The following is a 25,216-nucleotide window of genomic DNA, read 5'->3' as shown; positions in this document are numbered from 1 at the left end:
TGCAACAACTGTCCCAACTATCGAGCATTTTTAGACAACGAATAAATAGTGGCAATAAGAAAATCATTATGTCACAAACACGCTCAAAGTTTCATTACAATTGCAATTGATTTAAAATGAATGGTATGGCTTAAATTAAGATTGAATGTAAAAAATTGTTCTTTTATTTTACATACAGGATAGTTGAATTCTTACTGTGGCTTCACTATATTTAGGATGGACTTATTTTTATACCGTCCGGTCAGTCAGAGTTTTTTCTGCCGAAAGGAGTTTATATATGAAAATCAGCAATTTCTCGATTAGAAGACCTGTATTCACACTGGTAACGATGTTTCTGGTCTTAATTCTTGGGGTCGTATCATTGATGCGGATCCCATTGAAATTGATTCCTGATATCAATCCGCCGGTTGGGGTGGTTGTAACCAATTATCAGGGAGCCGGTCCTGAAGAGGTCGTTGAAAAAGTCACGAAACCTCTGGAAGCCAATCTGGCCACTCTGCCCGGAATCAAAACGATGACATCCACGTCGCAGGAGGGTGCCAACCTCATACTGATGCAATTCTCTTGGACGACCAATATTGATGATATCCAGAATGAAGTCATCCAGCGGCTTGATGTGACCCCGCTCCCGGACGATGCAGAAAAGCCGCGGTTTCTCAAATTCGACCCGTCGCAGTTTCCAATCATCCAGCTGTCATTGAGTTCAGAACAGGATGAGGAATCCTTAAGGGAGCTGGCGGAGGAGCTGGAGCTTGAGCTGACAAAGGTCGATGGTGTCGCAAGTGTCAATCTTTCCGGGACTTCAGTGCAGGAAGTGAGGTTGGAGCTCGATCAGGAAAAGCTCAAGACATATCAGCTTAGCCAGTCGGATATTGTGGATACCATAAGGGCTAATGATATTTCAATGCCTGGAGATACGATATTGACCGATGGCAAAGAGCTTACGACAAGAATCATCAGCACATTGGATTCGGTAGATACCTTGAAAAACCTGACAGTGTTCAAGAATCCAGTGACAAATCAAGAGGTTTCTCTTAAAGATATAGGAAAAGTTGAAGTGAAGAAGCAGGACGATCGGACAATCACCAGGACGAATCAGACACCATCCGTGCTTCTGAGCGTACTGCAGCAATCTGATGCTAATACAGCGGAGGTCTCCAGAGCATTCCTGGATGAGCTGGAAACTTTGCTGGAGAGGGATAAGTACGCTGGAATAAAATCCGAGGTTCTTTTTGACCAAGGCGATTATATAAAGATGGCCATTGGGAATATCTCGAACTCCCTGATTGTCGGAGGCTTGCTGGCAATGGCCGTTCTATTCTTCTTCCTTAGGAATGTAAAGAGTCCACTGATCATTGGGATTGCGATTCCATACTCGGTTATCTTCACCTTTGTATTGATGTTCTTTGCTGATTTCACCTTGAATATCATGACGCTTGGCGGACTTGCCCTCGGAATCGGGATGCTCGTCGATAATGCCATAGTCGTCATTGAAAATATTTACCGTCATCTGTCGATGGGGAAAGATCCGAAAACAGCTGCTAGAGATGGCGCGAAGGAAGTCGGGGCAGCGATTACGGCGTCAACTCTGACAACAGTGGCAGTATTTTTGCCGGTTGTGTTCATTTCAGGAATCATCGGAGAGTTGTTCACCGAATTCGCTTTGACGATTTCATTCAGTCTATTTGCCTCACTGGTCGTGGCATTGACGGTGGTACCGATGCTGGCCAGCAGATTGTTGAAAGCACCAAAGAAAAATATCGAGGCAAGAAGGCAGCGCTCCAGCTCCATGAGAGGTTTGGAAAAATCGATCAGATGGGCATTGCGTCATCGGTTTATTGTCATTCTGATCACTTTGCTGATGCTTGCCGGCGGGGGATATGGAGTTACGACTGTTGGTACGCAGTTCATCCCGCCGACAGATGAAGGCTTCTTCAGCATCAGGGTGAACCTTGAGAATGGTGCAGCACTGACCGAAACAGAGAAAGTCATGGCGGCACTTGAAGAAAAACTGAAAGATGAAGAAGACGTCGATGTTTATGTGAGCTTAATGGGAACGACCCAGGAGGCGTCGTTCAGAGGTACGACAAATGCCAATGTTGGCGAACTGTATGTGAAGATGGATGACCTTGAAGAGCGGGAAGTCAGCACATTCCAATTTGTTGATGATGTAAAGAAAGAGCTTGAACAGGCAGCTGCCAGCGCCAACAGCAGCGCAGAACTAAGCTTTAACATGCAGTCAACATCCGGGTCGGCGCCGAACACATTAACATTCAACGTGCGTGATACCAATGAAGCACGCTTGAATGAATCAGTTGAGAAAATTTATGATTCCCTGAAGGAACTTGATGATGTAAATGAGCTGACAACTAGCCAAAACGATACAGTTGAGGAAATCCAAATTACCGTGGACAGGGAAAAAGCACTTGCGCAAGGACTTGCTCCCGCCCAGATCGCCATGGTAGTCAATGATGTCACCAGAGGGAATGTGGCAACGCAAATGCCAGGTGAAAATGGGGAAATCCTCGGTGTTTATGTGGAATATGACAGTGCTGTCACCCAGAATCTTGATAAGTTGAAACAGCTGCTGATCAAGAAGCCGGATGGCACCTATGTAACACTTGGCCAGGTTACCAATATTGAAACAGGCAGCGGACCGGTTAAGATTCAAAGAATCAATCAGCAGGATGCTGTTGAATTTACGATGAAATACAAAGCTTCAACGAATCTGGGGGATATTTCAAAACAGGTTGATGAGAAGATCGAGGAACTTGGTCTTCCTGAGGAAACCGAAGTTGTATTCAGCGGTGACAGAGAACTTCTGGAATCCTCAATTGATGATCTTGTCCTTGCTTTTATCCTTGCGATCATCCTGATTTATCTTGTGATGGCAGCTCAGTTCGAATCTTTGAAATATCCTTTTGTCATCATGTTCACAGTTCCATTGATGGTCATTGGTGTAGCATTGGCCTTGACCGCAACGAGGACGCCTGTCAGTTTGACGGTGGTTATTGGTATTATTGTTCTGGCAGGTATCGTCGTCAATAACGCGATAGTAATTGTTGATTATATTAATCAGAAGAAGGAACGCGGCCTGATCCCTCATGAGGCTATCGTTTTATCTGTCAAAGACAGGGCGCGCCCAATCCTGATGACTGCTTTGACGACGATCCTTGGACTTCTGCCGCTTGCGCTTGGCATCGGCGAAGGAACGGAGATTAACCAGCCAATGGGCATAACGGTAATTGGCGGCCTGATCAGCAGTACATTCCTGACACTCTTTGTCATTCCGGTTGTGTACAGTTTCTTCGATAAAGACTACAGAAGAAGGAATAAGATGTACGCAACTCCAGACGGGCATCTTGTCCCAGCGTATTTGTTGAAGGAACATGCAGAATCTGAATATCAGCCTGGAGTTGACGAGAAATTGACAACGATCCAGAAAGGGAGATATTCGAAAGAAGAAATGGCCGGAATGCTCGAAGAACTACTTCAGTTAGTGAAAGAAGACGATTCTTCAACCAATCACGACTTAAGAAGACGAAGATAGGGGGAAAGATGCCTGGCGGATTGAGCCAGGCATCTTTTGCATCTAGTTTTAAAGGAAGCGGTCAACTGGCTATCCGATATTTATCGTATGCTTCGCTCAACATACTATATTTAACGTATTTTTCTGAATTATCAGCAAAAAGCTTTGTAATGGTATGTGCTTCCCGTTAAACTAAATCTAATGAATGATGAGGAGGAAGAGCGTATATGACGTTCGGATACTTTTTTACTGGATTTCCAGGTTTCATCAGCAATCAGCTGATTCGGGAAGTTCTTAGGAAAAATGACGGCAATGGAAAGGTTTATGTTCTCGTTCTGCCATCTATGGCTGAAAAGGCGGAAACCGAAAGGACGGCAATTCTCAAAGATTTCGGCATGGAGGATGACAGCTTCAAGATCATAACAGGAGACATCACACAGAATGGACTGGGGATTGGCAAAGAAGAAGATTCTATGCTTAAGGAAGCGGTCACGCATGTTTTCCATCTTGCAGCCATTTATGATTTAGCCGTACCTAAGGATCTTGCTTTCCGGGTCAATGTTGAAGGTACAAGGCACGTGAATGAGTGGGTCAAATCCCTGGAACATATAAAACGATACACCTACTTCAGTACAGCCTTCGTGGCAGGCAAACGAGAAGGGCTGTTGTATGAGAATGAGTTAATCAGACCGGATGCATTCAAGAATTTTTATGAAGAGACCAAATATGAAGCCGAAGTACTTGTTGAGGCGCTGAAAGCAGATGTGCCAGTAACAATCATCAGGCCGGGCATCGTTAAGGGGCACTCGAAGACGGGTGAAACCATAAAATTCGATGGTCCCTATTTCATCATGAATTTTATTGACCGGCTCAGTTTTATGCCGTTTTTGCCGCATCTTGGCAAGGGCAATACAGTTGTCAATCTGGTTCCGGTCGATTATATTATTGAAGCAACAACTTATCTCACGTTCTCAGAGAAAGGGGCAGGGAAAACCTATCATCTTACAGATCCGAAACCATATAAAGTATCAGAACTTTATGAAATGATGATGGTTGAGCTCTTGAGGAAGCAGCCGAAAGGTTCTGTCCCGCTTGCCCTTGCAAAAGCTGGGTTGAATTTCAGGGTGTTAAGAAGATATCTTGGAGTGGAAAAGGAAGCACTTGATTATTTTACATGGAAAGGACATTTTGATTCTTCTCAAGCCCAAAATGACTTGAGGGACTCAGGAATACACTGCCCTGATTTCAAGGATGGGATTTCGGCCATGGCTTCCTTCTATCGTCAAAATAAACATGAGCCCCACTACCAAATAAATATTTTATAGGATTTCCAACAGGCAGGTGAATGTAAGTGCATTCAGTTGAACAAATACAAAAGATGCCAGTGGTCGCCCCGGCAACAGGAAAAGTCATTGCGGAGATAGAGGAGACTCCCTTGCATGAAGTTCCGCTTTTTTATCAGCAAGGAAGAAAGGCGTTCATTGGCTGGAGCGGTCTTTCTATTGCAGAAAGACTTCAATATTTTAAGAAATTGAAACAGTTAATGGTCGATGAGATGGATGAAATCGCCCGGATTGTCTCAGAAGATACCGGTAAAGTGCTTACCGAAGCAATCGTAGCGGATATCATGCCTACATTGGATGCAATGGATCATATAATCAGGCATGCCAGTAAGATTCTTAGCCGGCAAAAGGTCAAAACACCCTTGCTGTTAATCGGGAAAAAATCTTTTATAGAATACATGCCAAGAGGAGTCGTTTTAGTGATTTCTCCGTGGAATTACCCATTACAGCTTGCGATGGTCCCCATGCTCAGTGCACTGGCAGGAGGGAATTCGGTAATTCTTAAACCATCTGAGGTTACGCCTCTTGTCGGTAAATGCATTCAAGACTTATTCAAGCGCTCTGGTTTTCCGGCAGGCACTGTCCAGGTTGCACATGGTGGCAAGGAAGTTGGTGCGGCTTTTACTGAGGGCAAACCTGATTATATTTTCTTTACTGGCTCAGTCCGCACGGGGAAAATCATCCAGCAGCAAGCGGCAAAGGATTTAATCCCCACGACACTTGAGCTTGGCGGGAAAGACCCGATGATTGTCTTTTCTGATGCCGATCTTGAGAGGGCAGCGAAGGCTGCTGCATGGGGAGCATTTACAAATAGCGGCCAGGTGTGCATGAGTGCTGAGCGCCTGTATGTAGAGCGCCCGATTTATGGCCGTTTTCTTGAATTGCTGAAACATGAAGTAAGATCACTTAATCAAGGCACCAATGAAGATGCTGATGTTGGCTCCATGACTTTCCCGGCACAGAAGGAAGTTGTGAAAGCACAGCTGGATGAGGCCCTTGCTAGAGGCGCGAAGCTTGAAACAGGTCTTAAGCCTTCAGAATGGAAGGATGGAATGTTCTTGCCCCCTACGATTGTAACGCAGGTTGAGCAGGATATGAAAATCATCCAGGAAGAAACATTTGGTCCGCTGCTGCCCGTTGTCCCGTTTGATAACGAGGACGAGGCAGTTGGATTGGCCAACGGGACGGTTTACGGATTGAATGCAAGCGTGTGGACAAAAGATAAGGCGAAAGCCCGGCGTGTGGCATCGCAGCTTGTAACTGGTGCCGTTGTCATCAATGATGTGATCATTACTGTCGCCAACCATGGGCTGCCTTTTGGAGGCACAAAAGAAAGCGGTATAGGCAGATACCATTCTGAAGCTGGATTAAGGATCTTCTGCCATGAAAAAGCAATCATGGAGGACATGGGATTAATGAAATCTGAAATCCAATGGTATCCATACAAAGGCAAGTATCCGCTGTTCCTCAACCTGTTCAAAAATTATTTTTCCGAAAAGAAGAATTGGCTGGCTTTTGCCAAAAATTATCTCGCATTGCTAAAAAATAATAAATGATGATGAACCGCCTCCCTATATCTGGGGGGCGGTTTTATTTGTTCAAGAAGGGAAGAATAAATCAGAAATTAATTTAACAATTAACTGGAAAAATGATAATTCAGAGACCATTTTGGACACTATAAGACAAGCGGGAGTTTGAAATGCGGTTTGCCAGGACATGATTACTCGCATCTGGTACCTATAAAATGACTAAAGGATGAAGCGTGACGTGGCCATTAAAAAGAAATTAACCAAAATAGAAGCGGTAATGTGGAGCATTGCACTGCCAGGTTTTGCCCAACTTCTGACTGGAAATCTGGTCAAAGGAATCTTGCTAGTGATCCTCGAGTTCCTTGTTAACGTCAATAGCAATTTTAATAAAGGAATTATGTACAGCTTCCTTGGAGAAACAGAAAAGGCCCTCCAGGTTATGGATTACCAGTGGCTGATGTTTTATCCCTGTCTGTACTTTTTCGCGATGTGGGATGCCTACAGGAGTGTCATGCCGGATGATGAGAAGATTACCTTCCTCCCTTTTGTCTTCTCGGCGTATTTTGTCACGGTGGGTCTGATGATTTCCCCGAAGATCAAGCTTTTTGGCCTCTTCCCGGGTCCCGTCTTCCTGCCAATGATGTTTGTTATACCAGGAGTCCTTTCAGGTTTCATAATCAGGATGATCTTATTAAGATTTTATAAAGATGAAAAACAAGGTACATAAGGCTAATATAATATTGATTTCCAAACCGGCAGCCGGGTTCAGTTTTGTACCAGGTAAAATGCTTGTACATTAGTATTCCTGATTTTTACCTGCAAAAAATCCTTCAAATCCCTACCTATCTACAATAAATGTAAAACTTCAGTCACAAATTGACTGGAGTTTTTTATATTATTTTTCAAAAACCCCCATAAACCTCCTATATTGAAACGTAACCATGTAGTGATTAAAGCGGACGCTCCTAAACAAATTTGAGGTGAACACAGAATGAAGAAGCTTTCAAACCAAGAGATGAAGAAAATCGCAAAAAGTACACTGGCATTAGTGCTGGCAGGAACGTTTACATTTTCTCCAGTAGCAATGGCACAAGGGGATACTTCCAATCTGGAAACTGTTGAATTGCAGCAGTTGAGCCCAGAAGAGCTTGAAGATGCTAAAACTCAAGTCGAAGAGCTTGAAGCAACGAATCCAACATTGATTCCAGGGGATTTCTTTTACTTTGCTAAGATTGCCCTCGAGAAAATCAGGCTCGCTTTCACATTTGATGATGCGAAAGAAGCTGAATTGCTTGCTACATACGCTTCTGAACGACTGGCAGAAGCCAGCACATTGTTTGCAGAAGGAAAAGAAGAAGAAGCGCTCAAAGTGATTGAAGCCGCTGTTCAATATATGGAAACCTCACAGGACATCGTTGATGAGAAAACTGAGAGCGATGATGAGGTTTCAAACGACGAAACAGAACCTGCAGATGACGCAGAATCGGCTGAAGCGGATGAAGAAACAGTAGAAGGCAATGGTGATGATGTTATCGCTGATGAACAAGGCGATGACAATGGAACCGAAGAGGAAAGTGAAGAAGAAGCTGCGGAAGAAGTCGTGAGCGAAGATCCTTTTCAGCAGATTGAAGGTTTGCTGAGACAAAATATCATTGCTTTGAAAGCAGCCATGGAACATGTGGGGAATGAAAACGCTAGAGCACAGCTTCAAAAGAACATTGATAAAACTTACGCAAAGATGGCAAAAAAGCTGGCTAAAATGGAAGAGAAATATGCTGAAAAACCAGTGGAAGAAGAAACTCCTGAGCCTATCGAACTGGAGCCTATCGTCGAATCAGACCTTCAACCAGCCGATGAAGTGCCTGTTGAAGAACCGGCAGAAGAATCAATGCCTGCTGAGGACGACACAGCAGTTGTACCTGTAATCGCTCCAGTAAAAGCTGAAAAGGAAAAGGCGAAACAAGAGCTTAAAGCACAAAAGGCAGCTGTGAAGGAAGAGCGCAAGGCTGTGAAGCAAGAAGCAAAGCAGCAAAAGAAAGAAGCCAAGCAGCAAGCCAAACAAGAAAAAGCAGTAAATAAGGCAGCAAATAAAGGCAAGGAAGACAAGGGGAAAGCAAACGGCAAAGGAAAAGGTATTGACAAAAATTAATAGGAAATGAACAATAGACTCGAGAAGGTAGCCGTATATGGCTATCTTTTCGATGCTTAGCCCACAAAAAGCTGAATTGACACTTATGATATAATGTGGGGAGAAAAGAGGTGAGGCTATTGCTAAGTTTATTGTTCATGGCCAAGAAGCCGCGCAGACCCCTGGAAGAAACCGTTGAGAAAATCCATCAGGGTGATACGGCTTTAAGGGAAGAGTTGATTGATTCCTATAAGCCATTTATCGCCAAAACCGTTTCGTCTGTCTGCAAGAGATACATACATGAATCTGACGATGAATTTAGCATTGGCCTCATCGCTTTTAATGAGGCAATACAAAAGTATTCATCCGATAAAGGGAACTCATTATTGAGTTTCGCAGAAGTCATGATTAAGCGCAGGGTGATTGACTATATCCGCCAGCAGAGCAGGAATCAAAACCTCAGCTTTAATCTATCCAATGATCCAGCAGAGGAAGAACAACAGCGATCGACGATTGAAGATGAACTTTCCCTTGATGAATTCAGAAAAAAGACTGAACAAGAGTTAAGAAGGGAAGAAATTCTCCAATTTCAAGGGATTCTTAAAGATTTTGACCTGTCGTTCCAGGATCTTCTCGAGCAGTCACCAAAGCATGCTGATGCACGAAAAAACGCTATGCTCGTAGCGATGGCGATGGTCGAACATGAAGAATTAAAGGGATTCCTTCTTGATAAAAAGCGCTTGCCAATCAAGCAATTGGAAGAAATGGTCAAGGTTAGCAGAAAAACAATAGAGAGAAACAGAAAATACATTATTGCAATTGCACTTATTTTAATTGGGGACTACTTATACTTAAAGGATTATATTAAAGGGGTGTTAGATTCATGAGAAAAGGAATCATCCTTGAAATCAATGAGCTTTACCTAACATTGTTGACCCCCGAAGGCGAATTTTTACGCGCCCGAAAGCTTCAACAAGATTATCAGGTAGGAGAAGAAATTCATTTTTTCCCAGAAACAGAAATAGTTAAAAGACGGAAATTCAATCTTTCGTTTATCAATAACATGAAGGCCAGGGCTGTTGCTCTATCGCTGGCATTCTTACTGGTTTTTACTGCCTCATTGCCACTCTATCAAAGCAGCCAGGTCTACGCTTATATGTCTATTGATGTGAATCCCAGTGTAGAGCTGGCTGTAAATAATGATTTGAAAGTGCTGCGTCTAAAAGGATACAACGAAGAAGGAAAGCAGATCATCCAGGCTGTTTCCGGATGGGAAAAACAAGATGCAGCTTTAGTGGCAGAGATGATCCTTCTTGAAATGGAGCAAGAGGGATACCTCAAAACCAGGAACGATGTTGTAATTGCCACCGTCCATAAAGGAAAAGTAAAAGATAAAATTGAAAAAAAGCTTGAACAAAAAATCTCCGAAATCAAACAGGTGACAGAGGAAGAAGAAGTCGTAGTCCACATCTACAGCGGCACCACTGAAGACCGTGAGGAAGCAAAAGAGCTTGGTGTAACCACAGGTGTTTATATTTCGAAATTAGACAAAGAAGTAAATGAGAATAAACCAAGTGATCATCAGAAACCAAGAGCTGCTAATCAAAAACAGACTAATTCTGTTCAAAGACCTGTTGAAAAACCAGCAAATACGGACAATTCAAAGCCAGGAAAGCAGGAAGCTCCAGGTCAAGTAAAGAAAGCACAATCTGATAATGCTGCAAATAGGACCAATCAGATGGGGCCTGAAAAGAAAAAAAGTGATCCCCCTGCGAATGGAAAAGAGCAGGTAAAGAGAGAGGATAAGAGCCAACCTCCTTCTAGTGGGAATAATAAGGCTTCTTCTGTAAAGAATAATGGCCAACAAAAGCAGGAGAATAGGATACAGAATAGTAAACGACAGCAAATAAGGCAAGATGACAATGGGCATATTGGCAATGGCAATGCAAATAACGGAAATGGCAATGGCAACTCGAATGGCAATAGTGTTGGAATAGATAAAGGCAATAGCAATGGCAATGATAATGGCAAGAACGATAAAAAATAAAAATGAAAGTCCGGAATCAGCTTCCGGACTTTTTCCATGTCAATATTCAATTGTCCGTGGCTGTTTTAAATTGCAACCGGAAAACCAATGTTTATTGTTGGTTTTGTCCGGAAAGCTGTGATTGTGCCTGTTTGACAAGGCGCTTAGTGATTTCCCCGCCAACTGAACCATTTGCTCTTGAAACGGTATCTGAACCAAGGTTCACGCCAAATTCCTGTGCAATTTCGTATTTAACCTGGTCCATGAACTGTTCAACTCCAGGAACTAGCAATTTATTTGAATTACGAGCCATAATGTCATCTCCTTTAGTCAATTTACAGAGATTATCTCTCTGTATTGATAGTGTGAACCTATTCGTTTCATTCATGAATGGTAATGTTTTATTGAATTGGTTAAAGTAAGTGCAGTATTCCATATTTAGATCAGATAATGATTTTGCAGGAAATTACTTTATTAATCACTAGATATTCTTTATCATAGGTATGTAAATGAATTAGGCCTGAAAGGAATCAAATATGTGGATCAACATTAGAAAGAGATTGAAAAAGTTATCACCGGCCCAGATCATCGTCACTTACTATTTGATTGCCGTCGTGATCTCGATGATTTTATTGAGTCTCCCTGTTGCGATTCAGCCTGGGGCTGATTGGACGTTTATGGATGCTCTGTTTACTGCTGCCAGTGCTGTCAGCGTGACTGGATTGTCTGTCATTACAGTAAGGGACACATTCACTGTCCCAGGCGTATTTATTCTGATGCTTGTCCTGCAAATAGGCGGAATCGGGGTAATGGCACTTGGAACATTCTTCTGGCTGATCATCAGAAAGAAAATCGGCTTACAGGAACGCAGGCTGATTATGCTCGACCAGAACCAGACTTCCATGTCCGGACTTGTGAAAATGCTTAAAGACATACTTGTCATCATAATTATAATTGAATTAATCGGTGCACTCCTTTTGGGACTTTACTTTATGAAATATTTCCCCACCTGGCAGGAAGCCTTCCTGCACGGAATGTTTGCATCCGTAAGTGCGACCACCAATGGCGGGTTTGATATAACAGGTGCATCGCTAATTCCTTACGCACAGGATTACTTTGTTGTTACGATCAATATCATTCTGATCACCCTGGGGGCCATAGGGTTTCCGGTTTTAGTTGAGCTAAAGAGCTATCTTTTTAGGAGAAAGAAAAAAGCACCTTTCCATTTCACACTGTTCCTTAAAATTACAAGCATTACGTTCCTCGGTCTCTTGATTTTTGGTACAGTCGCGATTTGGGCTCTTGAGTACAATCATTTCCTATCAGATAAATCTTTCATTGATTCATTCTTTTATGCTTTCTTTCAATCAACCACAACGCGGAGTGGAGGATTGGCGACTATGGATGTGAATGATTTTACCGACCCGACTTTGTTCCTGATGGCGGCCCTGATGTTCATTGGAGCATCTCCCAGCTCAGTTGGCGGGGGGATCAGGACAACCACCTTTGCCTTGAATTTGCTATTCCTTTATCATTTTGCACGAGGAAGACGGTCAATCAAAATATTCAACAGGGAATTGCATCAAGACGATCTTATTAAGTCACTGGTCGTTTCCATCATGGCCGTCATCATTTGCTTTTTTGCTGTGCTAATCTTAATGATTACAGAAAATCAGCCTCTATTGGCGATTATCTTTGAAGTAGCATCGGCGTTTGGTACGACTGGATTGTCAATGGGCATTACACCAGAGCTTTCGAACATTGGCAAGAGTGTCCTGATCATTCTTATGTTCATAGGCAGGGTTGGAGTTATTTCCTTCCTGCTCATCATTGGAGGTAGGACGTACAAAGAAAGCGTCCATTATCCAAAGGAAAGAGTGATCATAGGGTAAGGAAAAAATCCGGGGAATCCCCGGATTTTTTTGCATGCCTTAATCCTGGCCCTTGCTGACATCCTTTGTTGGATGCATGAAAGGAAATGCCTGGGGTTTTCTTTTTTCTTCAAGTAATTCTCGGTTTTCTGCAGTATTCCAGCCGATGTCATTGGTTGGATGGACCCACTCGTCACCTGCCATGATGGCTGGGTCTGTCTCATCAGACCAATTTTCCAAAGGTGAATCAGGGGATGAATACAAGCTGTCACCAATGATCACCCCATGCTCATTCTTGAAAGGTGCCTTCATTTCAATGCCAGTGTCCTTGAAGCTCGGAGCGTTGATCTGGTGCGGCAATGTTTCTTCAATATCCAAAGGCTGAAGTTCAGGATCTTTATTTGCCATTTTCAGCTCCTCCTTTTAAAAGTATTTTCCGTCGTCACGCGATTTTTATTAGACACTTCCTGTTGAAAAATTAGGTAATCAATTCAGTACATAGCAACGGGCAGATTGAAAAAAATAGAACTATGGAGGTGGTTAGAATGGCAAAACGGAAAGCAGAACGGAATGCTGTAGCTAAATATACAAACACTCCCAAGAAAAATCTGCAGGAAAGCGAGTTTTCCGCTGAGTTCTCCCATGGCGAAGATCCAGGTAAGTTCGCCAATAGAAATTCCAAGCAGGGCAGAAAGGGAAGAGCATAATGAAGAAGAATGAAGGTCGGCCTCAAAAACCTATAAACGTTGAATTCGGAATGGAGTTTGGGGATATGAATGCCGCTAAGCTTTATGAGCTGCCGTTCGCGAATAATAAAGCTAAATCCAAAGATGATAAGGATTGCAGGTAATAGCAGTTTTTTTTTACGCACCAAAGTAAAATCTGTTTCCATTTGCCCATAAGCTTCAGTTATGGAAATCAGCACATAATATAAAAAGCCGGCAATTGCAGCCGGCTTTATGCTTTTACGCCTTAAAGGTAAAAAACTCTGGAGAATCTGATTTTGGATCAAAGTACACAAGCATATAGGAAGGAGAATTGATCAGTTCTCCATGACGTGTGTAATGCTCAAGATCGATCGTGATATCCTCCAGCAGTGTGTGCTTGTAGAGATCTTTTTCATTGATTTGCATCTCGGTATAACGTTCTCCAAGAGCACTAGGGTTCTCGATGATGGTTCGATACAGCTGAGAGCGCTGCTGTTTGTCTGATTTCAACTCCCACCAAGGTTTGCGCGGCTTGTATTTCATGCTGGAAAGATAGTCATACTTCATCAGGCTTTCAATTGCCTCCAATTGTTCCACTCCTTTATCTTCAAGGAAATAGAACAATCTTCTGAAGAGATCTTCAAGCTGGTGCCCGATTCGCGACCATCCTTTTGACTCCCAATATGATCCGAATTCCTGGAAGAAATCAAATGGAGATGGAAAGACAGCAGTGACCAGGTACTCCACGGTATGATCCATTCTGTGGTCATTCCAGTATTTTTCCAGCACGTCTTCAACCTGTTTGATTTTTATGATGTCCTGGAAATCAAGTACATTATTCCCGAGAATTTCGTATGGTGAATGGTCCATATAAATATAATTGTGCTGTTCTGCCCTCAGCCTCAATCCTGTGCCTCTAAGCATTTTCAGGAATCCGAGCTGCAATTCTTCTGGTCTCATCTCAAAAACATCGTTAAAGGTCTTCTTGAATGAGTGGTAATCTTCCTCAGGCAAACCGGCAATCAAGTCGAGGTGCTGTGCGATTTTGCCGCCTTCCTTCACCATCGTTACCGTCCGCTTCAGTTTTTCGAAGTTTTGCTTCCTCATGACGAGCTCATTGGTATAATCGTTTGTCGATTGTACACCAATCTCAAAGCGGAATAAGCCGGCAGGGGCCTCCTGGTTAAGGAACTCAATAACTTCAGGTCTCATGATATCCGCGGTGATTTCAAATTGGAACACAGTGCCTGGAAGATGTTCGTCAATCAGGAATCTGAACATTTCCATGGCGTAGCTCCTGCTGATGTTGAAGGTACGGTCGACGAACTTAATGGTCTTCGCACCATTTGCCATCAAGTATCGGATATCCTCTTTGACCTTTTCCCGATCAAAGTAACGGACGCCAACTTCAATGGATGAAAGGCAAAATTGGCAGCTGAAGGGACATCCGCGGCTCGTTTCAATATACGTCACCCTTTTGGTTAGGTGTGGTATGTCTTCTTCAAAGCGGTAGGGTGAAGGCAGCTCCTTCAAATCAAGCTTGTTACGCTGAGGATTCAGTTCGACTCGTCCGTCTTTTCGGTAGGCAATCCCTGGAACTTTTGTATAATCCTCATCAGCCTCGAGTTCTGATAAGAGTTGTTTGAACGTTTGCTCCCCTTCGCCGATGACAACAAAGTCGAATTCTGGCACTTCCTGCATCCAGTCCATTACATCATAGGTAACCTCAGGACCGCCAACGACAACTTTAATGTTCGGGTCAATTTTTTTGATCATCTTGATGACTTTAATGGTTTCTTCAATATTCCAGATATAACAGCTGAACCCGATAACATCAGGTTTTTTTTGAATCAGGTCCGTGACGATATTGATGATCGGATCCTTGATTGTATACTCAGCCAGCATGGCGTCATATTCAGGAGAGGCATAAGCCTTCAGATACCTGATTGCAAGGTTCGTGTGTATATACTTCGCATTAAGCGTGGTTAAAACAATATTCATTGAAAATTCTCCTTTAGTGTAGGGCCAATATCGACACATTGATCTCATACAGCCCATGAAAAATCCAGCAGCAAATCAACTTTAAATTATATCTCAGTTTAGACAAAAAAGACAGATAGAAACCAGTGCAGATAAATGGAAAAGAGCCATTCTCAAGTGAATGGCTCTTTGAAGTTAATCGCTTAAAAGTTTTCTTTTGTAGAATCTCATGATTGTTTTGAACCTTGTCTTCAATGAGTTGATTCTTGATGTTTTGAATTCGATCAGTGGCTGTGCCAGGGCTGCAGCATATTTGCTTGAAAGCAAGAAAGTCAGCATCAAGGCGATCGCTGCGAGCAGAGCAAATCGTTCAGGGCTGTGGAAGAAGTTCTGGACCTCGCTCTCGCGAAAAATCCGAACAAAGAAACCATGAAGCAGGTAAACATAGAGTGTGTTTTTCCCTAAATCCGTAAAGAAATATTGTTTCTTGGGAACGATTGTCAAGAAACTGAACACCATCAGCAAACTTAATAAATAAAAGCCTAAGCGTGTGAACATGCTTGAGATGGATGCCGCCTCCATCAGTGAGTAAGGCTTTGATCCCAGAAGCCATTTATAATCTATCCCCGGGTTGAAATAGAATCCCAGGAAGACCAGGGTGAACATGGCGATGGCTCCTATTTTAAATGCTGGCCTGGTCAAAATGCTGATATGCTCCTTCGTCAGATGATAACCGAGCAGGAATAGCGGGAAGAACACAAAGGTCCTCGACAGGCTCAAATAGTTGGACACCCAATCGATATACCCTACACCCAGTCCCAAACCGAACGCTATCAGCAGGCCTGCAGGTGCGCTAAGCCTTGAAAAACCGATCAGCATGACATTCCAGAAGAACAAGCTGATCAGGAACCATAGAGACCAGTGCGGATTCAGCGGATCGATTGTAAAAGTCGATTTGCTGTATAGAAAATAATAGAAAATGGAATAGATCAACTGAAAAATCAAGTAAGGCAGTATCAGCTTCTTCGCTATTTTCATGACGTAGCCTTTTTTATTGAAACCTCTGGCAAAGAAGCCAGAAACAAGGATGAAGGCCGGCATATGGAACGTGTAAATGACTTTATATATATTGTAAATCATTTCATTGTCCTCAATGAACGAGCGGAGAAGATGGCCAAATACCACGAAGAAGATCAGGATGAACTTGGCATTGTCAAAGTAGTAATCTCGTTTTTTCATAATTCCTCCCTTTAATAAGAGACCCCAAAAACACTATAACCCTTTTACCCTTTTAAACAAATCTGAAAACGGTGTAAATAGCTCAAATTTAAGGAACTTGTTCCTGATTAAGGAAATGTCTGTCTGTATTAATACAAAAATTGTTCTGTTATATAAAAGGAAACCATTATATTATACGGGTTTAATAAAATATTTTTGAGTGTGTTTCAATAAAAATCTTCAAATGTTTGATTTATATCACAGCTTAATTTCGGGATGGACTTTAAAATAAATAGTGGGGAATGTTGATTCAAATTACCTTAACAACAAAATGGGGAGGGAGATTATGTCTATCTTACCGAAAAAAAATGAGTTGGGCTTTTATGAGATCAGACTTGAGTCTATAGGTGGTCTAGGGGCGAATCTTGCAGGTAAAATGCTTGCCGAGGCCGGCGTCCTTGGACTCGGATTGAATGGTTCAAATTTTTCGTCCTACGGTTCTGAGAAAAAGGGCTCTCCGGTAAAGAGCTTTGTTCGTTTTTGCGAGCCGGAGACAGAAATCAGGGTACACAGTCCGATTGAAGAACCACATGTGGTGGGCGTGTTCCATGAAGCGCTCTATAAAATGGTCGATGTTGTAAGCGGACTGCGGCCGGATGGAATCTTGCTTGTGAACTCAACCAGGGACTTCGATGACATTCGAAACGATTTGCACCTTGAATATGGAACACTGGCGATTGTTGATGCTCTGTCCATTGCTGTCGAGGAAAAAACGAAAGTGAATACTGCGATGCTGGGGGCATTATACCGCATCATTGATTTCCTTGATCCGGAAGCGATGAAAAACGTTATCCGTAAAACCTTCGAGAAAAAATATCCTCATCTAGTTGAACCGAACATCAGGACGTTCGAAAGAGGCTATAATGCAGTGCAATTTAAAACCTATGCACTTGAGGAAGGGGCACAGGGCAAGGAATTCAAACGTGCGATGCCGCTCCTTGGTTATGAAACTCAGGAAATCGGCGGAGTCATCACTGCACAGGCTAACAGTATCCTTAAGGATCTGAGTGGCTCCCGACAGGGGTTCCTGCCTAAATTCAACCAGGAAGAATGCATCAATTGCGCCGCCTGTGATACGGCATGTCCGGATTATTGCTTTGTCTGGGAAGAGGGCGAAGATAAGCGGGGACGAAAACAAATGTTCCTAAAGGGCATCGATTATCAATATTGTAAAGGCTGCCTGAAGTGTGTTGAAGCATGTCCAACCACAGCCTTAAGTGAGCTAAGGGAAATGATTGGCTACGCTGAGGGAAATCAGGTAAAGCATAATTATCCTTATGTGACTGGAGGTGTTTCTTAATGTCGATTTTAGAAGAAAACGTGAAGGCCATGAGTGCGGCGGAACAGCTTACAACCTTTGAATCTGGCAATGAAATGGCGGCAATGGCTGCAGCTCAGATCAACTATCATATCATGGGCTATTTCCCGATCACCCCTTCGACGGAAATCGCTCAATTCCTGGACCAGATGAAATCCAGGGGAGAGCATGATATAAAATTGATACCTGCTGATGGAGAGCATGGATCTGCCGGTATTTGTTATGGTGCGGCGGCTACGGGGGCACGCGTATTCAATGCTACGAGTGCGAACGGTTTGATGTATATGCTAGAACAGCTTCCGGTACAATCAGGCACTCGTTACCCTATGGTCATGAACCTGGTAACAAGATCAATCAGCGGTCCGCTGGATATCAGGGGTGACCATTCTGATCTCTATTTTGCATTGAATACTGGATGGGTGATCCTGACGGCAAGAACTCCGCAGGCTGTTTATGACATGAATATCATGGCATTGAAAATAGCCGAGCATTCCGATGTACGCCTGCCTGTCATGGTGGCATATGATGGATTCTTTACATCACACCAAAAGCGCAAGGTAAACTATTTCAAGGACCGTGCGGTAGTACAAAAATTTGTTGGTGAAGCACCGACCGAATACAATTTTGCCAGAGATCCGAAAAAGCCGTTGACGATTGGTGCCCATATGAATGGCGATGACCTGATCAACAACCACTTCCAACAATCTGAAGCGATGTACAAAGCAAAAGATGTGTTCAAAGAAGTGAACGCTGAATATGCAAAACTATCTGGAAGGAACTATGACATTCTGGATTTATATAAAATGGAAGACGCAGAAGTGGCACTATTCCTGTTAAACTCTGCTGCTGAATCTGCAAAGGATGTTGTCGACCGTCTGCGCGAGCAAGGAATCAAGGCTGGTGTCATTAGCCCGAATATTATCCGTCCATTCCCTGCACAGGAAATCAGGGAAGCGTTGACGAATGTGAAATCCCTGCTGGTAGGTGAGCGTGCTGATTCTTACGGCGGACACGGTCCAAACCTGACACATGAAATAAAGTCAGCCCTCCAGGAAGACCGAAAAAATACGACAATTGTACAAAGCAGAGTCTTTGGACTTGGAGGCAAGGATTTCTATGCAGATGATGCCGAGGCGTTCTTTGCTATGGCAATGGAAGCGATGGAGAAAGGATATGCCGAGAAGCCATTCGACTACTACGGCCATATTCCTGGCGAGCCTGGCAAAGCGCTAAAGCAGGTCATAGAGCCTCAACATGGCGAAGTATATAAATCTGGCCTGATTCAGGTAAAAAGAGATGAAGAGAAAAATAAACTGAATGTCAAGATTCCGCCGCTGCGTGCCTTGACTTCAAAACCAAAGAGGATTGCATCAGGCCATGGCGCATGTCCTGGTTGTGGTATTTTTGGCGGGCTGGAGCTGTTCTTCAAAGGAATTGAAGGCGACCTTGTCATTCTGTTCCAAACAGGATGCGCATACGTAGTCACGACGGCATACCCGCATACTTCCCATAAACAGACGACCATCCATAATCTCTTCCAGAACGGTGCAGCGACATTGTCAGGAACGCTTGAAGCATTCCTTGAACTGAAGCGCCGAGGTGAGGTAGAAGTATCCGCAGATGCGACATTCGTAATGGTTACCGGAGATGGCGGTATGGATATCGGAATGGGATCAGCCATCGGCACAGCACTGCGAGGCCACAAGCTGATCATGCTTGAATACGACAACGAGGGCTATATGAATACTGGTTCCCAGCTTTCCTATTCTACACCATTTGGCCATATGACAAGCACCTCGAACGTCGGAAAGGCACAAAAGGGGAAAGCTTTCCATCACAAGGACACAGCGCAGATCATGGCTTCAACTAATATCCCGTATGTGTTTACAGGAACTGAAGCATTTCCTCAGGATTTAGTGAAAAAAGCAGCCAAAGCCCAATGGTATGCGCAGAATGTTGGTACAGTTTACGGCAAACTTTTGATCACGTGCCCGCTTAACTGGAAATCAGAAGACCGTTATGGCCAGACAATTGTCGAAGCAGCGGTCAATTCCAACTTCTTCCCGCTATACGAGGTAGAAGAAGGAATAACCAATATCACATACGATCCAGAAGCAAAAAACAAGAAAATCCCATTAGCTGAATGGCTTAAATACATGGGCAAAACGAAGCATCTCCTAAAGGAAGAGAACAAAGAAATGCTTGTCGAATTCGAGCACGAAGTTGAAAAAAGATGGCAGCGACTTAAAGCAAAACATGAAAATGACTATCTATAAAAATAATGAGGGTGTCCCAAAAGGTAATACTTTTGTGGACACCCTCATTATTTTTAGGAGTGTTATACAAATAGGAATTGTGATTTTCGTTCCAGGTGCTTCGCTTTCCGCTGAAAGAATACGAAAAAGACCAATTGCCGTCTTTTTCATAAGCAATTCTTCCTTGGGGCTGGCGCTGAGCCTCCTCGACGCCTTAGGCGTCTGCGGGGTCTCACCTGACCAGCTAATCCTGCAGGATACTGAATAGCTTCCTTGAATGTACTCACGCACGATGGAAATGCGTAAGCATTTTCGGAGGTCTACGTACCTTCCACTTCAATCTACTCAATTTTACAATTATATTTTTAGTATAAAAAGAATACAATTACTTCTTCTTTCTTTCCTTACCGTCTAATCCACATCTTCAAAATATCAGAAAATAAACTCGTTTTTAAAGGAATTTTTACCAATGATGTAGAATGTACTAGAAAAATGGGAATCCGGCAAGGAGGCTTTCTGGTGAATAGTGCTAACCACATAGATGAGATTAAGGCACTTAAGGAGAAAATTGCCGTTTTAGAACAAGAAAACACCTCTTTAAAAGAGAGGCTAAATATAAATATACAGGATGAATCTGACTGTTTTATGCCTGTAAAAGCAGCAAACCGCCCAAGTACGGCATTCGATGATCGAATCCTTGAAGATGAAGGACTACTTAAGAACCTGTTCCTTGAAACTCTTGATGGCATTGTTTTCTGGGGGAAATGCGGCAAAATCATTGCTGCCAATGAGGCGACCTGTAAATTTCTAGGCCTCTCCCTGGACGAATTGCTGAAGCATAAAATCTCAGATTTTATCTATCAAAAGGATGAAAAATACTCTGCAATGAAGCGTATGATCAAGGAACAGGGTGCTTTGAGGGAGGAAGCTGTGTTTCTGCTTCCGAATGGCGAGAAAAAATTGCTGGAATTTACGGTCAAGCTAAATGCCGGAGATGGCTATCATATGACGATCGTCCGAGATGCCAGCGAACGCCATCGTATGGAGCAACAGCTGCGGAAAAGCGAGGAAAGATTCAGGAAGATTTTCGAGGGTTCGATTGAAGGCATGATACTCTGGGACGACAATTGCAGCTATTATGAAATCAATCCGTCAGGTATGGCGAAACTTGAGCTGACACATGATGACTTAGCAGAAAGGAATGTCAGGAAACTGTTCCTTAAGCTGGGAATTGCTGAAGAATTAATCAGTGAAAAGCTGGAAGGATTGAATCGCAAAGGCAGGATGGACGGACGGGTCACCATTCCATTCCCTGATAACAGGATGAAACACTTTGAATATTCCATTAAGCACCATCTGGTAGACAGCCTGAATCTGATTGTATTCAGGAATATTACTGAAAAGGTAGAGATGGAAGCGCAGCTTCGAAAATCAGATACGCTTAATATTCTCGGTGAATTGGCTGCAGGCATTGCGCATGAAATCCGCAATCCTATGACCGCTCTGAAAGGATTTATCCAGCTGCTGGAAAATAGTACAGGAGATTCGTATTCACTGTATTTCCAGGTCATCAAAACCGAGCTCCAGCGGATTGACTCGATCATTAACGAATTCCTGATCCTGGCCAAGCCGCAGGCTATAAAATATGTTCATACTGATATTTCAAAAATTATGCAGGAGACGGTTGATTTTCTGACAGCTCAGGCTGTGCTTCATGATGTTCAGTTCAATACCTTATATGACGACAATCTTCCGGAACTTCTATGCGAGCCAAACCAGTTGAAAAAGGTATTTATCAATATCATCAAAAATGCAATAGAAGTCATGCCTAAAGGCGGCTATGTGAGCGTCATGATCAGCGAGGCGCCTGGCAACAACCTGCATATTTCCATCAAAGATGAAGGCGAAGGGATCCCTGCAGATAAGGTCCAGAAACTTGGGGAACCATTTTACACTACAAAGGAAAGAGGTACAGGACTGGGCTTGATGGTCAGCTTCAAAATCATTGAGGAACACGGCGGCACAATCGAAGTGGAAAGCAAAGTCGGTCACGGTACCACCTTTCATATTTATTTGCCTTATAAGGAGTCGGATTGAAGAAATCAATCCGATTCTTTTTTTGTGAGTACTTTCAGTTGCTAGCCCAACAAAGATGAAGTCAGAATCATACCGGCATTGAAGTGGTATGAAAAGAATGGGAAAATTATCTTTTTAGGCTTTTCATTTTATGATTTATGAATTATATTAGATATATATCTAATTAGATGAATGTTAAATTAGTGGGAGGTACAGATATTGCAACTGGACAGAATTGTGGCTTTTCATAAAGCAATGGGAGATCCTACACGGATCCGGATTGTAGCACTGCTGGCAAATGGTCCTCTGCATGGTCAGGCAATTGCAGGTAAGCTGGGACTAACGCCACCGACCATCACTCACCATATTAAGAAGCTGCGCGATATAAATGTTATTTTTGAGCGGCGAGACAAAAACACATTGTATTTTCATTTGAATGAATCGCTGATCAAACAGCAGGCAAAGACACTTGGCAAATTGATTGAGAAGAAGGAAGAAGAGGTGGAAAACATGGTCGAACTAAATATTGAGCGTCAGAAAGTGATTGATAATTTCTTCACGAAGGAAGGGAAATTGAAGAATATACCTGCCCAGCGAAAGAAAAAATTGATGGTATTTGAATATATGGTCCGGGGGCTGAAATCTGGTAAAAAGTATCCAGAGAAAGAGCTGAATGAATACATTACGAAGTTTCATGAGGACTATGCGACAATCAGAAGGGAATTTATTATTAATCATTATATGTACCGCGAAAATGGGATATATGAATTGAATCCGGAAGAGATGTGGGCAAAACCCGAATGATCAGGTGAAAAATATGCGAAAACCGTCCAGGGCACTGCCTGGGCGGTTTTTCACATTTTTACTCAATACAATTCAGGCCTGCGGTCAGCAAAAATCGGAATCCTGCTTCTCGCTTCTTTTACCTGATCCAAATCAATTTCGGCTGTTAAAATTTCCTCGTCTTCACCAGCTTCCGCAATCACGTCTCCCCAAGGTCCGATGACCATGGAGTGGCCTGCGAAGGTGTTGTTTGGGTCAGAGCCTGCCCGGTTGCAGGCGATGATGTAACACTGATTTTCAATTGCCCGGGCAATGAGAAGGGCCCGCCAATGCTCAAGCCGCTGGATCGGCCACTCGGCCACAACAAACATGGCCTCTGCATCCTCAAGGGCATGAGCCCGGACCCACTCGGGGAATCGGATATCGTAGCAAATCAGTCCGGCGAATTTATGTCCGTCAAGGGAAAATAAACCTTTATCCTTTCCTGCAGCTAAATAAAGGTGCTCATCCATTAGCTGGAACAGATGTAGTTTGCTGTACTTCCCCGCATGCTCTCCGTTTTTGTCGAAGACCAGCATGGTGTTTTCAATTCCCTGTGCTGTCTTGTTGGCCACGGAGCCGCCCACAATATGCGCACTGTGTTTAAGGGCTGTATCTTTGAAAAATAAGGCTGCCTCACTTGCTTCTATATCCGCTTTGCCATCTAGATTTAACAGATCATATCCTGTCGTCCAAAGCTCCGGAAGAACCATGATATCCGGTTTCCCGGAGCTGGCTTTGTCGATCAATACACTGGCTTTCTTATAATTCTGAGCCGTATTTCCAAATGAAATATCCATTTGCAGGCATGCTATTTTAAATTTCATCTTCAATCACCGCCGCACTTTCTGAAAATTATATCTTTACAAGTTACTATTTACGTTATATCATTTGTGACTAGAATTTCAAATTAAAATTTTCAAAATATAATATATTTCTTTTAAGCAGGTGAGAACAATGGAATTTCAACAATCAGAGTTGCTGAAAAGCCTGCCCAAGCAATTTTTTGCTTCACTCGTGCAAAAAGTGGGGGCATATACGGAAAAAGGAGCGGATGTCATCAATTTGGGACAGGGAAATCCTGATCAGCCGACACCCGTACATATTGTCGAGAAATTGAAAGAAGCAGCTGAAAACCCCGTAAATCATAAGTATTCACCATTCAGGGGATTACGCTCGTTAAAAGAGGCGGCTGCGGCATTCTACAAAAGGGAATATGGAGTCGACCTCGATCCTGAGCAGGAAATCGCCATTCTTTTTGGCGGGAAGGCAGGATTGGTGGAGATTCCGCAATGCCTGTTGAATCCAGGTGATACGATCCTGGTACCAGATCCAGGGTATCCGGATTACTGGTCAGGTGTGGAGCTGGCAAGAGCAAAAATGGTGACCATGCCCTTGAGGGAAGAGAATGGATTCCTGCCTGATTACAATGAGTTGTCAAAGGAGGAGCTATCTGATGCCTTGCTCATGTTCCTTAACTACCCGAACAATCCTACGGGAGCGGTAGCAGGCAAGGCGTTCTTTGATGAAACAATCGAACTCGCCAGGAAAAATGAGATTTGTGTTGTGCACGATTTTGCTTATGGAGCGATTGGCTTTGACGGGGAACGGCCATATAGCTTCCTGCAGTCAGAAGGTGCGAAGGAAGTCGGAATTGAAATTTATACTTTTTCAAAAACATATAATATGGCCGGCTGGCGCGTAGGGTTTGCTGCAGGGAACAAGAGTGTGATTTCAGCCATCAATTTGTTGCAGGACCACTTGTATGTCAGTCTCTTTGGTGCTGTCCAGGAGGCGGCTGCCGCAGCCTTGCTTGGACCGCAAAATTGCGTCAGCGAGTTGAACGGACTGTATGAGTTACGAAGGGATATCCTGATCAATGGGCTGACGAAGATTGGCTGGCAGGTAACCGCTCCAAAAGGCTCGTTTTTTGCCTGGCTGAAGGTTCCAGAACCCTACACATCTGTTGAGTTTGCTGACTTACTGCTTGAAAAAGCGCATATAGCCGTTGCACCAGGAGTAGGGTTTGGTGAATACGGTGAGGGTTTTGTAAGGGTTGGCTTGTTGACCTCCGTGGAAAGACTCCAGGAAGCAGTCAGCAGAATTGAAACCTTGGAAATTTTCAAAAAAATTGTTGACAATGATTTGTGAACCTGACATAATCCTAATTAACAAAATTACTTTAATCAATTAAATAACTTAATTAAATTATTTTCTTATCAAGAGCAGGCGGAGGGACGAGCCCGATGAAGCCCGGCAACCGACCCAGCATTTTTGCTGGGCACGGTGCTAATTCTTGCAGCGAAAGCTGATAGATAAGAAGAGTTTAGTGAATTCCTAACCTCTTCTTTTCG

The 25,216-nt window shown here is 43.3% G+C and carries 20 protein-coding genes and 1 riboswitch; of the genes, 15 read left to right on the top strand and 5 right to left on the bottom strand.

Annotation, left to right across the window (positions count from 1 at the left end; genetic code table 11):
- The first annotated feature begins 277 nt into the window (after window positions 1-277).
- The 7 genes from EJA10_RS07325 (at window position 278) to EJA10_RS07295 (ending at window position 10,576) form a co-directional block, all read left to right on the top strand.
- Window positions 278-3,550, top strand: a complete 3,273-nt coding sequence (locus EJA10_RS07325; protein ID WP_125479339.1) for an efflux RND transporter permease subunit — start codon at window positions 278-280, stop codon at window positions 3,548-3,550.
- Between the two features lie 206 nt (window positions 3,551-3,756).
- Window positions 3,757-4,854 carry an SDR family oxidoreductase gene (locus EJA10_RS07320; protein WP_125479338.1) on the top strand — a complete coding sequence of 366 codons (1,098 nt, stop codon included), beginning with the start codon at window positions 3,757-3,759 and terminating at the stop codon, window positions 4,852-4,854.
- Window positions 4,855-4,880: 26 nt separating this feature from the next.
- On the top strand, window positions 4,881-6,428 hold the full coding sequence (locus EJA10_RS07315; RefSeq protein ID WP_125479337.1) for an aldehyde dehydrogenase family protein: 1,548 nt from the start codon (window positions 4,881-4,883) through the stop codon (window positions 6,426-6,428).
- Between the two features lie 250 nt (window positions 6,429-6,678).
- Window positions 6,679-7,128 carry a hypothetical protein gene (locus EJA10_RS07310; RefSeq protein WP_246017717.1) on the top strand — a complete coding sequence of 150 codons (450 nt, stop codon included), beginning with the start codon at window positions 6,679-6,681 and terminating at the stop codon, window positions 7,126-7,128.
- 264 nt (window positions 7,129-7,392) lie between these two features.
- The gene (locus EJA10_RS07305; protein ID WP_125479335.1) at window positions 7,393-8,550 is read left to right on the top strand and encodes a DUF5667 domain-containing protein; all 1,158 of its coding nucleotides are present in this window, start codon (window positions 7,393-7,395) and stop codon (window positions 8,548-8,550) included.
- 110 nt (window positions 8,551-8,660) lie between these two features.
- The gene (sigI, locus tag EJA10_RS07300; protein WP_246017711.1) at window positions 8,661-9,416 is read left to right on the top strand and encodes an RNA polymerase sigma factor SigI; all 756 of its coding nucleotides are present in this window, start codon (window positions 8,661-8,663) and stop codon (window positions 9,414-9,416) included.
- Complete coding sequence (locus tag EJA10_RS07295; RefSeq protein WP_125479333.1) at window positions 9,413-10,576, top strand: anti-sigma factor domain-containing protein; 1,164 nt, start codon at window positions 9,413-9,415, stop codon at window positions 10,574-10,576. The genes sigI and EJA10_RS07295 overlap by 4 nt, the downstream gene beginning before the upstream one ends.
- A 91-nt stretch (window positions 10,577-10,667) precedes the next feature.
- Here the strand turns inward: EJA10_RS07295 and EJA10_RS07290 are convergent, their stop codons facing one another.
- The gene (locus EJA10_RS07290) at window positions 10,668-10,868 is read right to left on the bottom strand and encodes an alpha/beta-type small acid-soluble spore protein (RefSeq protein WP_125479332.1); all 201 of its coding nucleotides are present in this window, start codon (window positions 10,866-10,868) and stop codon (window positions 10,668-10,670) included.
- Window positions 10,869-11,091: 223 nt separating this feature from the next.
- On the opposite strand from EJA10_RS07290, the gene EJA10_RS07285 reads away from it, so the two are divergent.
- Complete coding sequence (locus tag EJA10_RS07285; RefSeq protein WP_125479331.1) at window positions 11,092-12,447, top strand: TrkH family potassium uptake protein; 1,356 nt, start codon at window positions 11,092-11,094, stop codon at window positions 12,445-12,447.
- A 39-nt stretch (window positions 12,448-12,486) separates the two neighbouring features.
- Here the strand turns inward: EJA10_RS07285 and EJA10_RS07280 are convergent, their stop codons facing one another.
- The gene (locus EJA10_RS07280) at window positions 12,487-12,834 is read right to left on the bottom strand and encodes a DUF3905 domain-containing protein (protein ID WP_125479330.1); all 348 of its coding nucleotides are present in this window, start codon (window positions 12,832-12,834) and stop codon (window positions 12,487-12,489) included.
- A 137-nt stretch (window positions 12,835-12,971) separates the two neighbouring features.
- Here EJA10_RS07280 and EJA10_RS23295 point away from each other — a divergent pair, with 137 nt between their 5' ends.
- Together EJA10_RS23295 and EJA10_RS23290 are read left to right on the top strand one after the other, a co-directional pair.
- On the top strand, window positions 12,972-13,133 hold the full coding sequence (locus tag EJA10_RS23295) for a hypothetical protein (RefSeq protein ID WP_170169087.1): 162 nt from the start codon (window positions 12,972-12,974) through the stop codon (window positions 13,131-13,133).
- On the top strand, window positions 13,133-13,276 hold the full coding sequence (locus tag EJA10_RS23290) for a hypothetical protein (RefSeq protein ID WP_170169086.1): 144 nt from the start codon (window positions 13,133-13,135) through the stop codon (window positions 13,274-13,276). Before EJA10_RS23295 ends, EJA10_RS23290 begins: the two co-directional genes overlap by 1 nt.
- A gap of 115 nt (window positions 13,277-13,391) precedes the next feature.
- Here the strand turns inward: EJA10_RS23290 and EJA10_RS07275 are convergent, their stop codons facing one another.
- A complete protein-coding gene (locus EJA10_RS07275; protein WP_125479329.1) occupies window positions 13,392-15,134 on the bottom strand; it encodes a B12-binding domain-containing radical SAM protein in 1,743 nt (580 codons plus the stop codon).
- A 174-nt stretch (window positions 15,135-15,308) separates the two neighbouring features.
- Complete coding sequence (locus EJA10_RS07270; protein ID WP_125479328.1) at window positions 15,309-16,352, bottom strand: acyltransferase family protein; 1,044 nt, start codon at window positions 16,350-16,352, stop codon at window positions 15,309-15,311.
- Window positions 16,353-16,677: 325 nt separating this feature from the next.
- Here EJA10_RS07270 and EJA10_RS07265 point away from each other — a divergent pair, with 325 nt between their 5' ends.
- The 4 genes from EJA10_RS07265 (at window position 16,678) to EJA10_RS07250 (ending at window position 22,844) form a co-directional block, all read left to right on the top strand.
- Window positions 16,678-17,691, top strand: a complete 1,014-nt coding sequence (locus tag EJA10_RS07265) for a 2-oxoacid:acceptor oxidoreductase family protein (protein ID WP_125479327.1) — start codon at window positions 16,678-16,680, stop codon at window positions 17,689-17,691.
- Window positions 17,691-19,985 (top strand): thiamine pyrophosphate-dependent enzyme, encoded by a 2,295-nt coding sequence (locus tag EJA10_RS07260; protein ID WP_125479326.1) that lies wholly within the window; start codon window positions 17,691-17,693, stop codon window positions 19,983-19,985. The genes EJA10_RS07265 and EJA10_RS07260 overlap by 1 nt, the downstream gene beginning before the upstream one ends.
- A gap of 498 nt (window positions 19,986-20,483) precedes the next feature.
- Complete coding sequence (locus EJA10_RS07255) at window positions 20,484-22,061, top strand: PAS domain-containing sensor histidine kinase (protein WP_170169085.1); 1,578 nt, start codon at window positions 20,484-20,486, stop codon at window positions 22,059-22,061.
- Between the two features lie 198 nt (window positions 22,062-22,259).
- Window positions 22,260-22,844, top strand: a complete 585-nt coding sequence (locus tag EJA10_RS07250) for a DUF2087 domain-containing protein (RefSeq protein WP_125479324.1) — start codon at window positions 22,260-22,262, stop codon at window positions 22,842-22,844.
- A 62-nt stretch (window positions 22,845-22,906) separates the two neighbouring features.
- Here the strand turns inward: EJA10_RS07250 and EJA10_RS07245 are convergent, their stop codons facing one another.
- Window positions 22,907-23,689 carry a carbon-nitrogen family hydrolase gene (locus tag EJA10_RS07245; protein WP_125479323.1) on the bottom strand — a complete coding sequence of 261 codons (783 nt, stop codon included), beginning with the start codon at window positions 23,687-23,689 and terminating at the stop codon, window positions 22,907-22,909.
- A gap of 130 nt (window positions 23,690-23,819) precedes the next feature.
- On the opposite strand from EJA10_RS07245, the gene EJA10_RS07240 reads away from it, so the two are divergent.
- Window positions 23,820-25,013 carry a pyridoxal phosphate-dependent aminotransferase gene (locus tag EJA10_RS07240; RefSeq protein WP_125479322.1) on the top strand — a complete coding sequence of 398 codons (1,194 nt, stop codon included), beginning with the start codon at window positions 23,820-23,822 and terminating at the stop codon, window positions 25,011-25,013.
- 62 nt (window positions 25,014-25,075) lie between these two features.
- A riboswitch (SAM riboswitch) is annotated at window positions 25,076-25,184 on the top strand.
- The last annotated feature ends 32 nt before the right edge of the window (window positions 25,185-25,216 follow it).

This window comes from Mesobacillus subterraneus (genome assembly GCF_003937825.1).
Taxonomy (GTDB): domain Bacteria; phylum Bacillota; class Bacilli; order Bacillales; family Cytobacillaceae; genus Mesobacillus; species Mesobacillus subterraneus.
The sequence above is the reverse complement of the archived record's forward strand: the minus strand, read 5'-3'. Positions and strand labels throughout refer to the sequence as shown.

Bases quoted from the DNA above. Each gene is read 5' to 3' on its own strand.
- EJA10_RS07325 (WP_125479339.1), top strand. From the start codon at position 278: ATGAAAATCAGCAATTTCTCGATTAGAAGACCTGTATTCACACTGGTA.
- EJA10_RS07320 (WP_125479338.1), top strand. From the start codon at position 3,757: ATGACGTTCGGATACTTTTTTACTGGATTTCCAGGTTTCATCAGCAAT.
- EJA10_RS07310 (WP_246017717.1), top strand. From the start codon at position 6,679: ATGTGGAGCATTGCACTGCCAGGTTTTGCCCAACTTCTGACTGGAAAT.
- EJA10_RS07305 (WP_125479335.1), top strand. From the start codon at position 7,393: ATGAAGAAGCTTTCAAACCAAGAGATGAAGAAAATCGCAAAAAGTACA.
- EJA10_RS07295 (WP_125479333.1), top strand. From the start codon at position 9,413: ATGAGAAAAGGAATCATCCTTGAAATCAATGAGCTTTACCTAACATTG.
- EJA10_RS07290 (WP_125479332.1), bottom strand. From the start codon at position 10,868: ATGGCTCGTAATTCAAATAAATTGCTAGTTCCTGGAGTTGAACAGTTC.
- EJA10_RS07285 (WP_125479331.1), top strand. From the start codon at position 11,092: ATGTGGATCAACATTAGAAAGAGATTGAAAAAGTTATCACCGGCCCAG.
- EJA10_RS07280 (WP_125479330.1), bottom strand. From the start codon at position 12,834: ATGGCAAATAAAGATCCTGAACTTCAGCCTTTGGATATTGAAGAAACA.
- EJA10_RS23295 (WP_170169087.1), top strand. From the start codon at position 12,972: ATGGCAAAACGGAAAGCAGAACGGAATGCTGTAGCTAAATATACAAAC.
- EJA10_RS23290 (WP_170169086.1), top strand. From the start codon at position 13,133: ATGAAGAAGAATGAAGGTCGGCCTCAAAAACCTATAAACGTTGAATTC.
- EJA10_RS07275 (WP_125479329.1), bottom strand. From the start codon at position 15,134: ATGAATATTGTTTTAACCACGCTTAATGCGAAGTATATACACACGAAC.
- EJA10_RS07270 (WP_125479328.1), bottom strand. From the start codon at position 16,352: ATGAAAAAACGAGATTACTACTTTGACAATGCCAAGTTCATCCTGATC.
- EJA10_RS07265 (WP_125479327.1), top strand. From the start codon at position 16,678: ATGTCTATCTTACCGAAAAAAAATGAGTTGGGCTTTTATGAGATCAGA.
- EJA10_RS07260 (WP_125479326.1), top strand. From the start codon at position 17,691: ATGTCGATTTTAGAAGAAAACGTGAAGGCCATGAGTGCGGCGGAACAG.
- EJA10_RS07245 (WP_125479323.1), bottom strand. From the start codon at position 23,689: ATGAAATTTAAAATAGCATGCCTGCAAATGGATATTTCATTTGGAAAT.
- EJA10_RS07240 (WP_125479322.1), top strand. From the start codon at position 23,820: ATGGAATTTCAACAATCAGAGTTGCTGAAAAGCCTGCCCAAGCAATTT.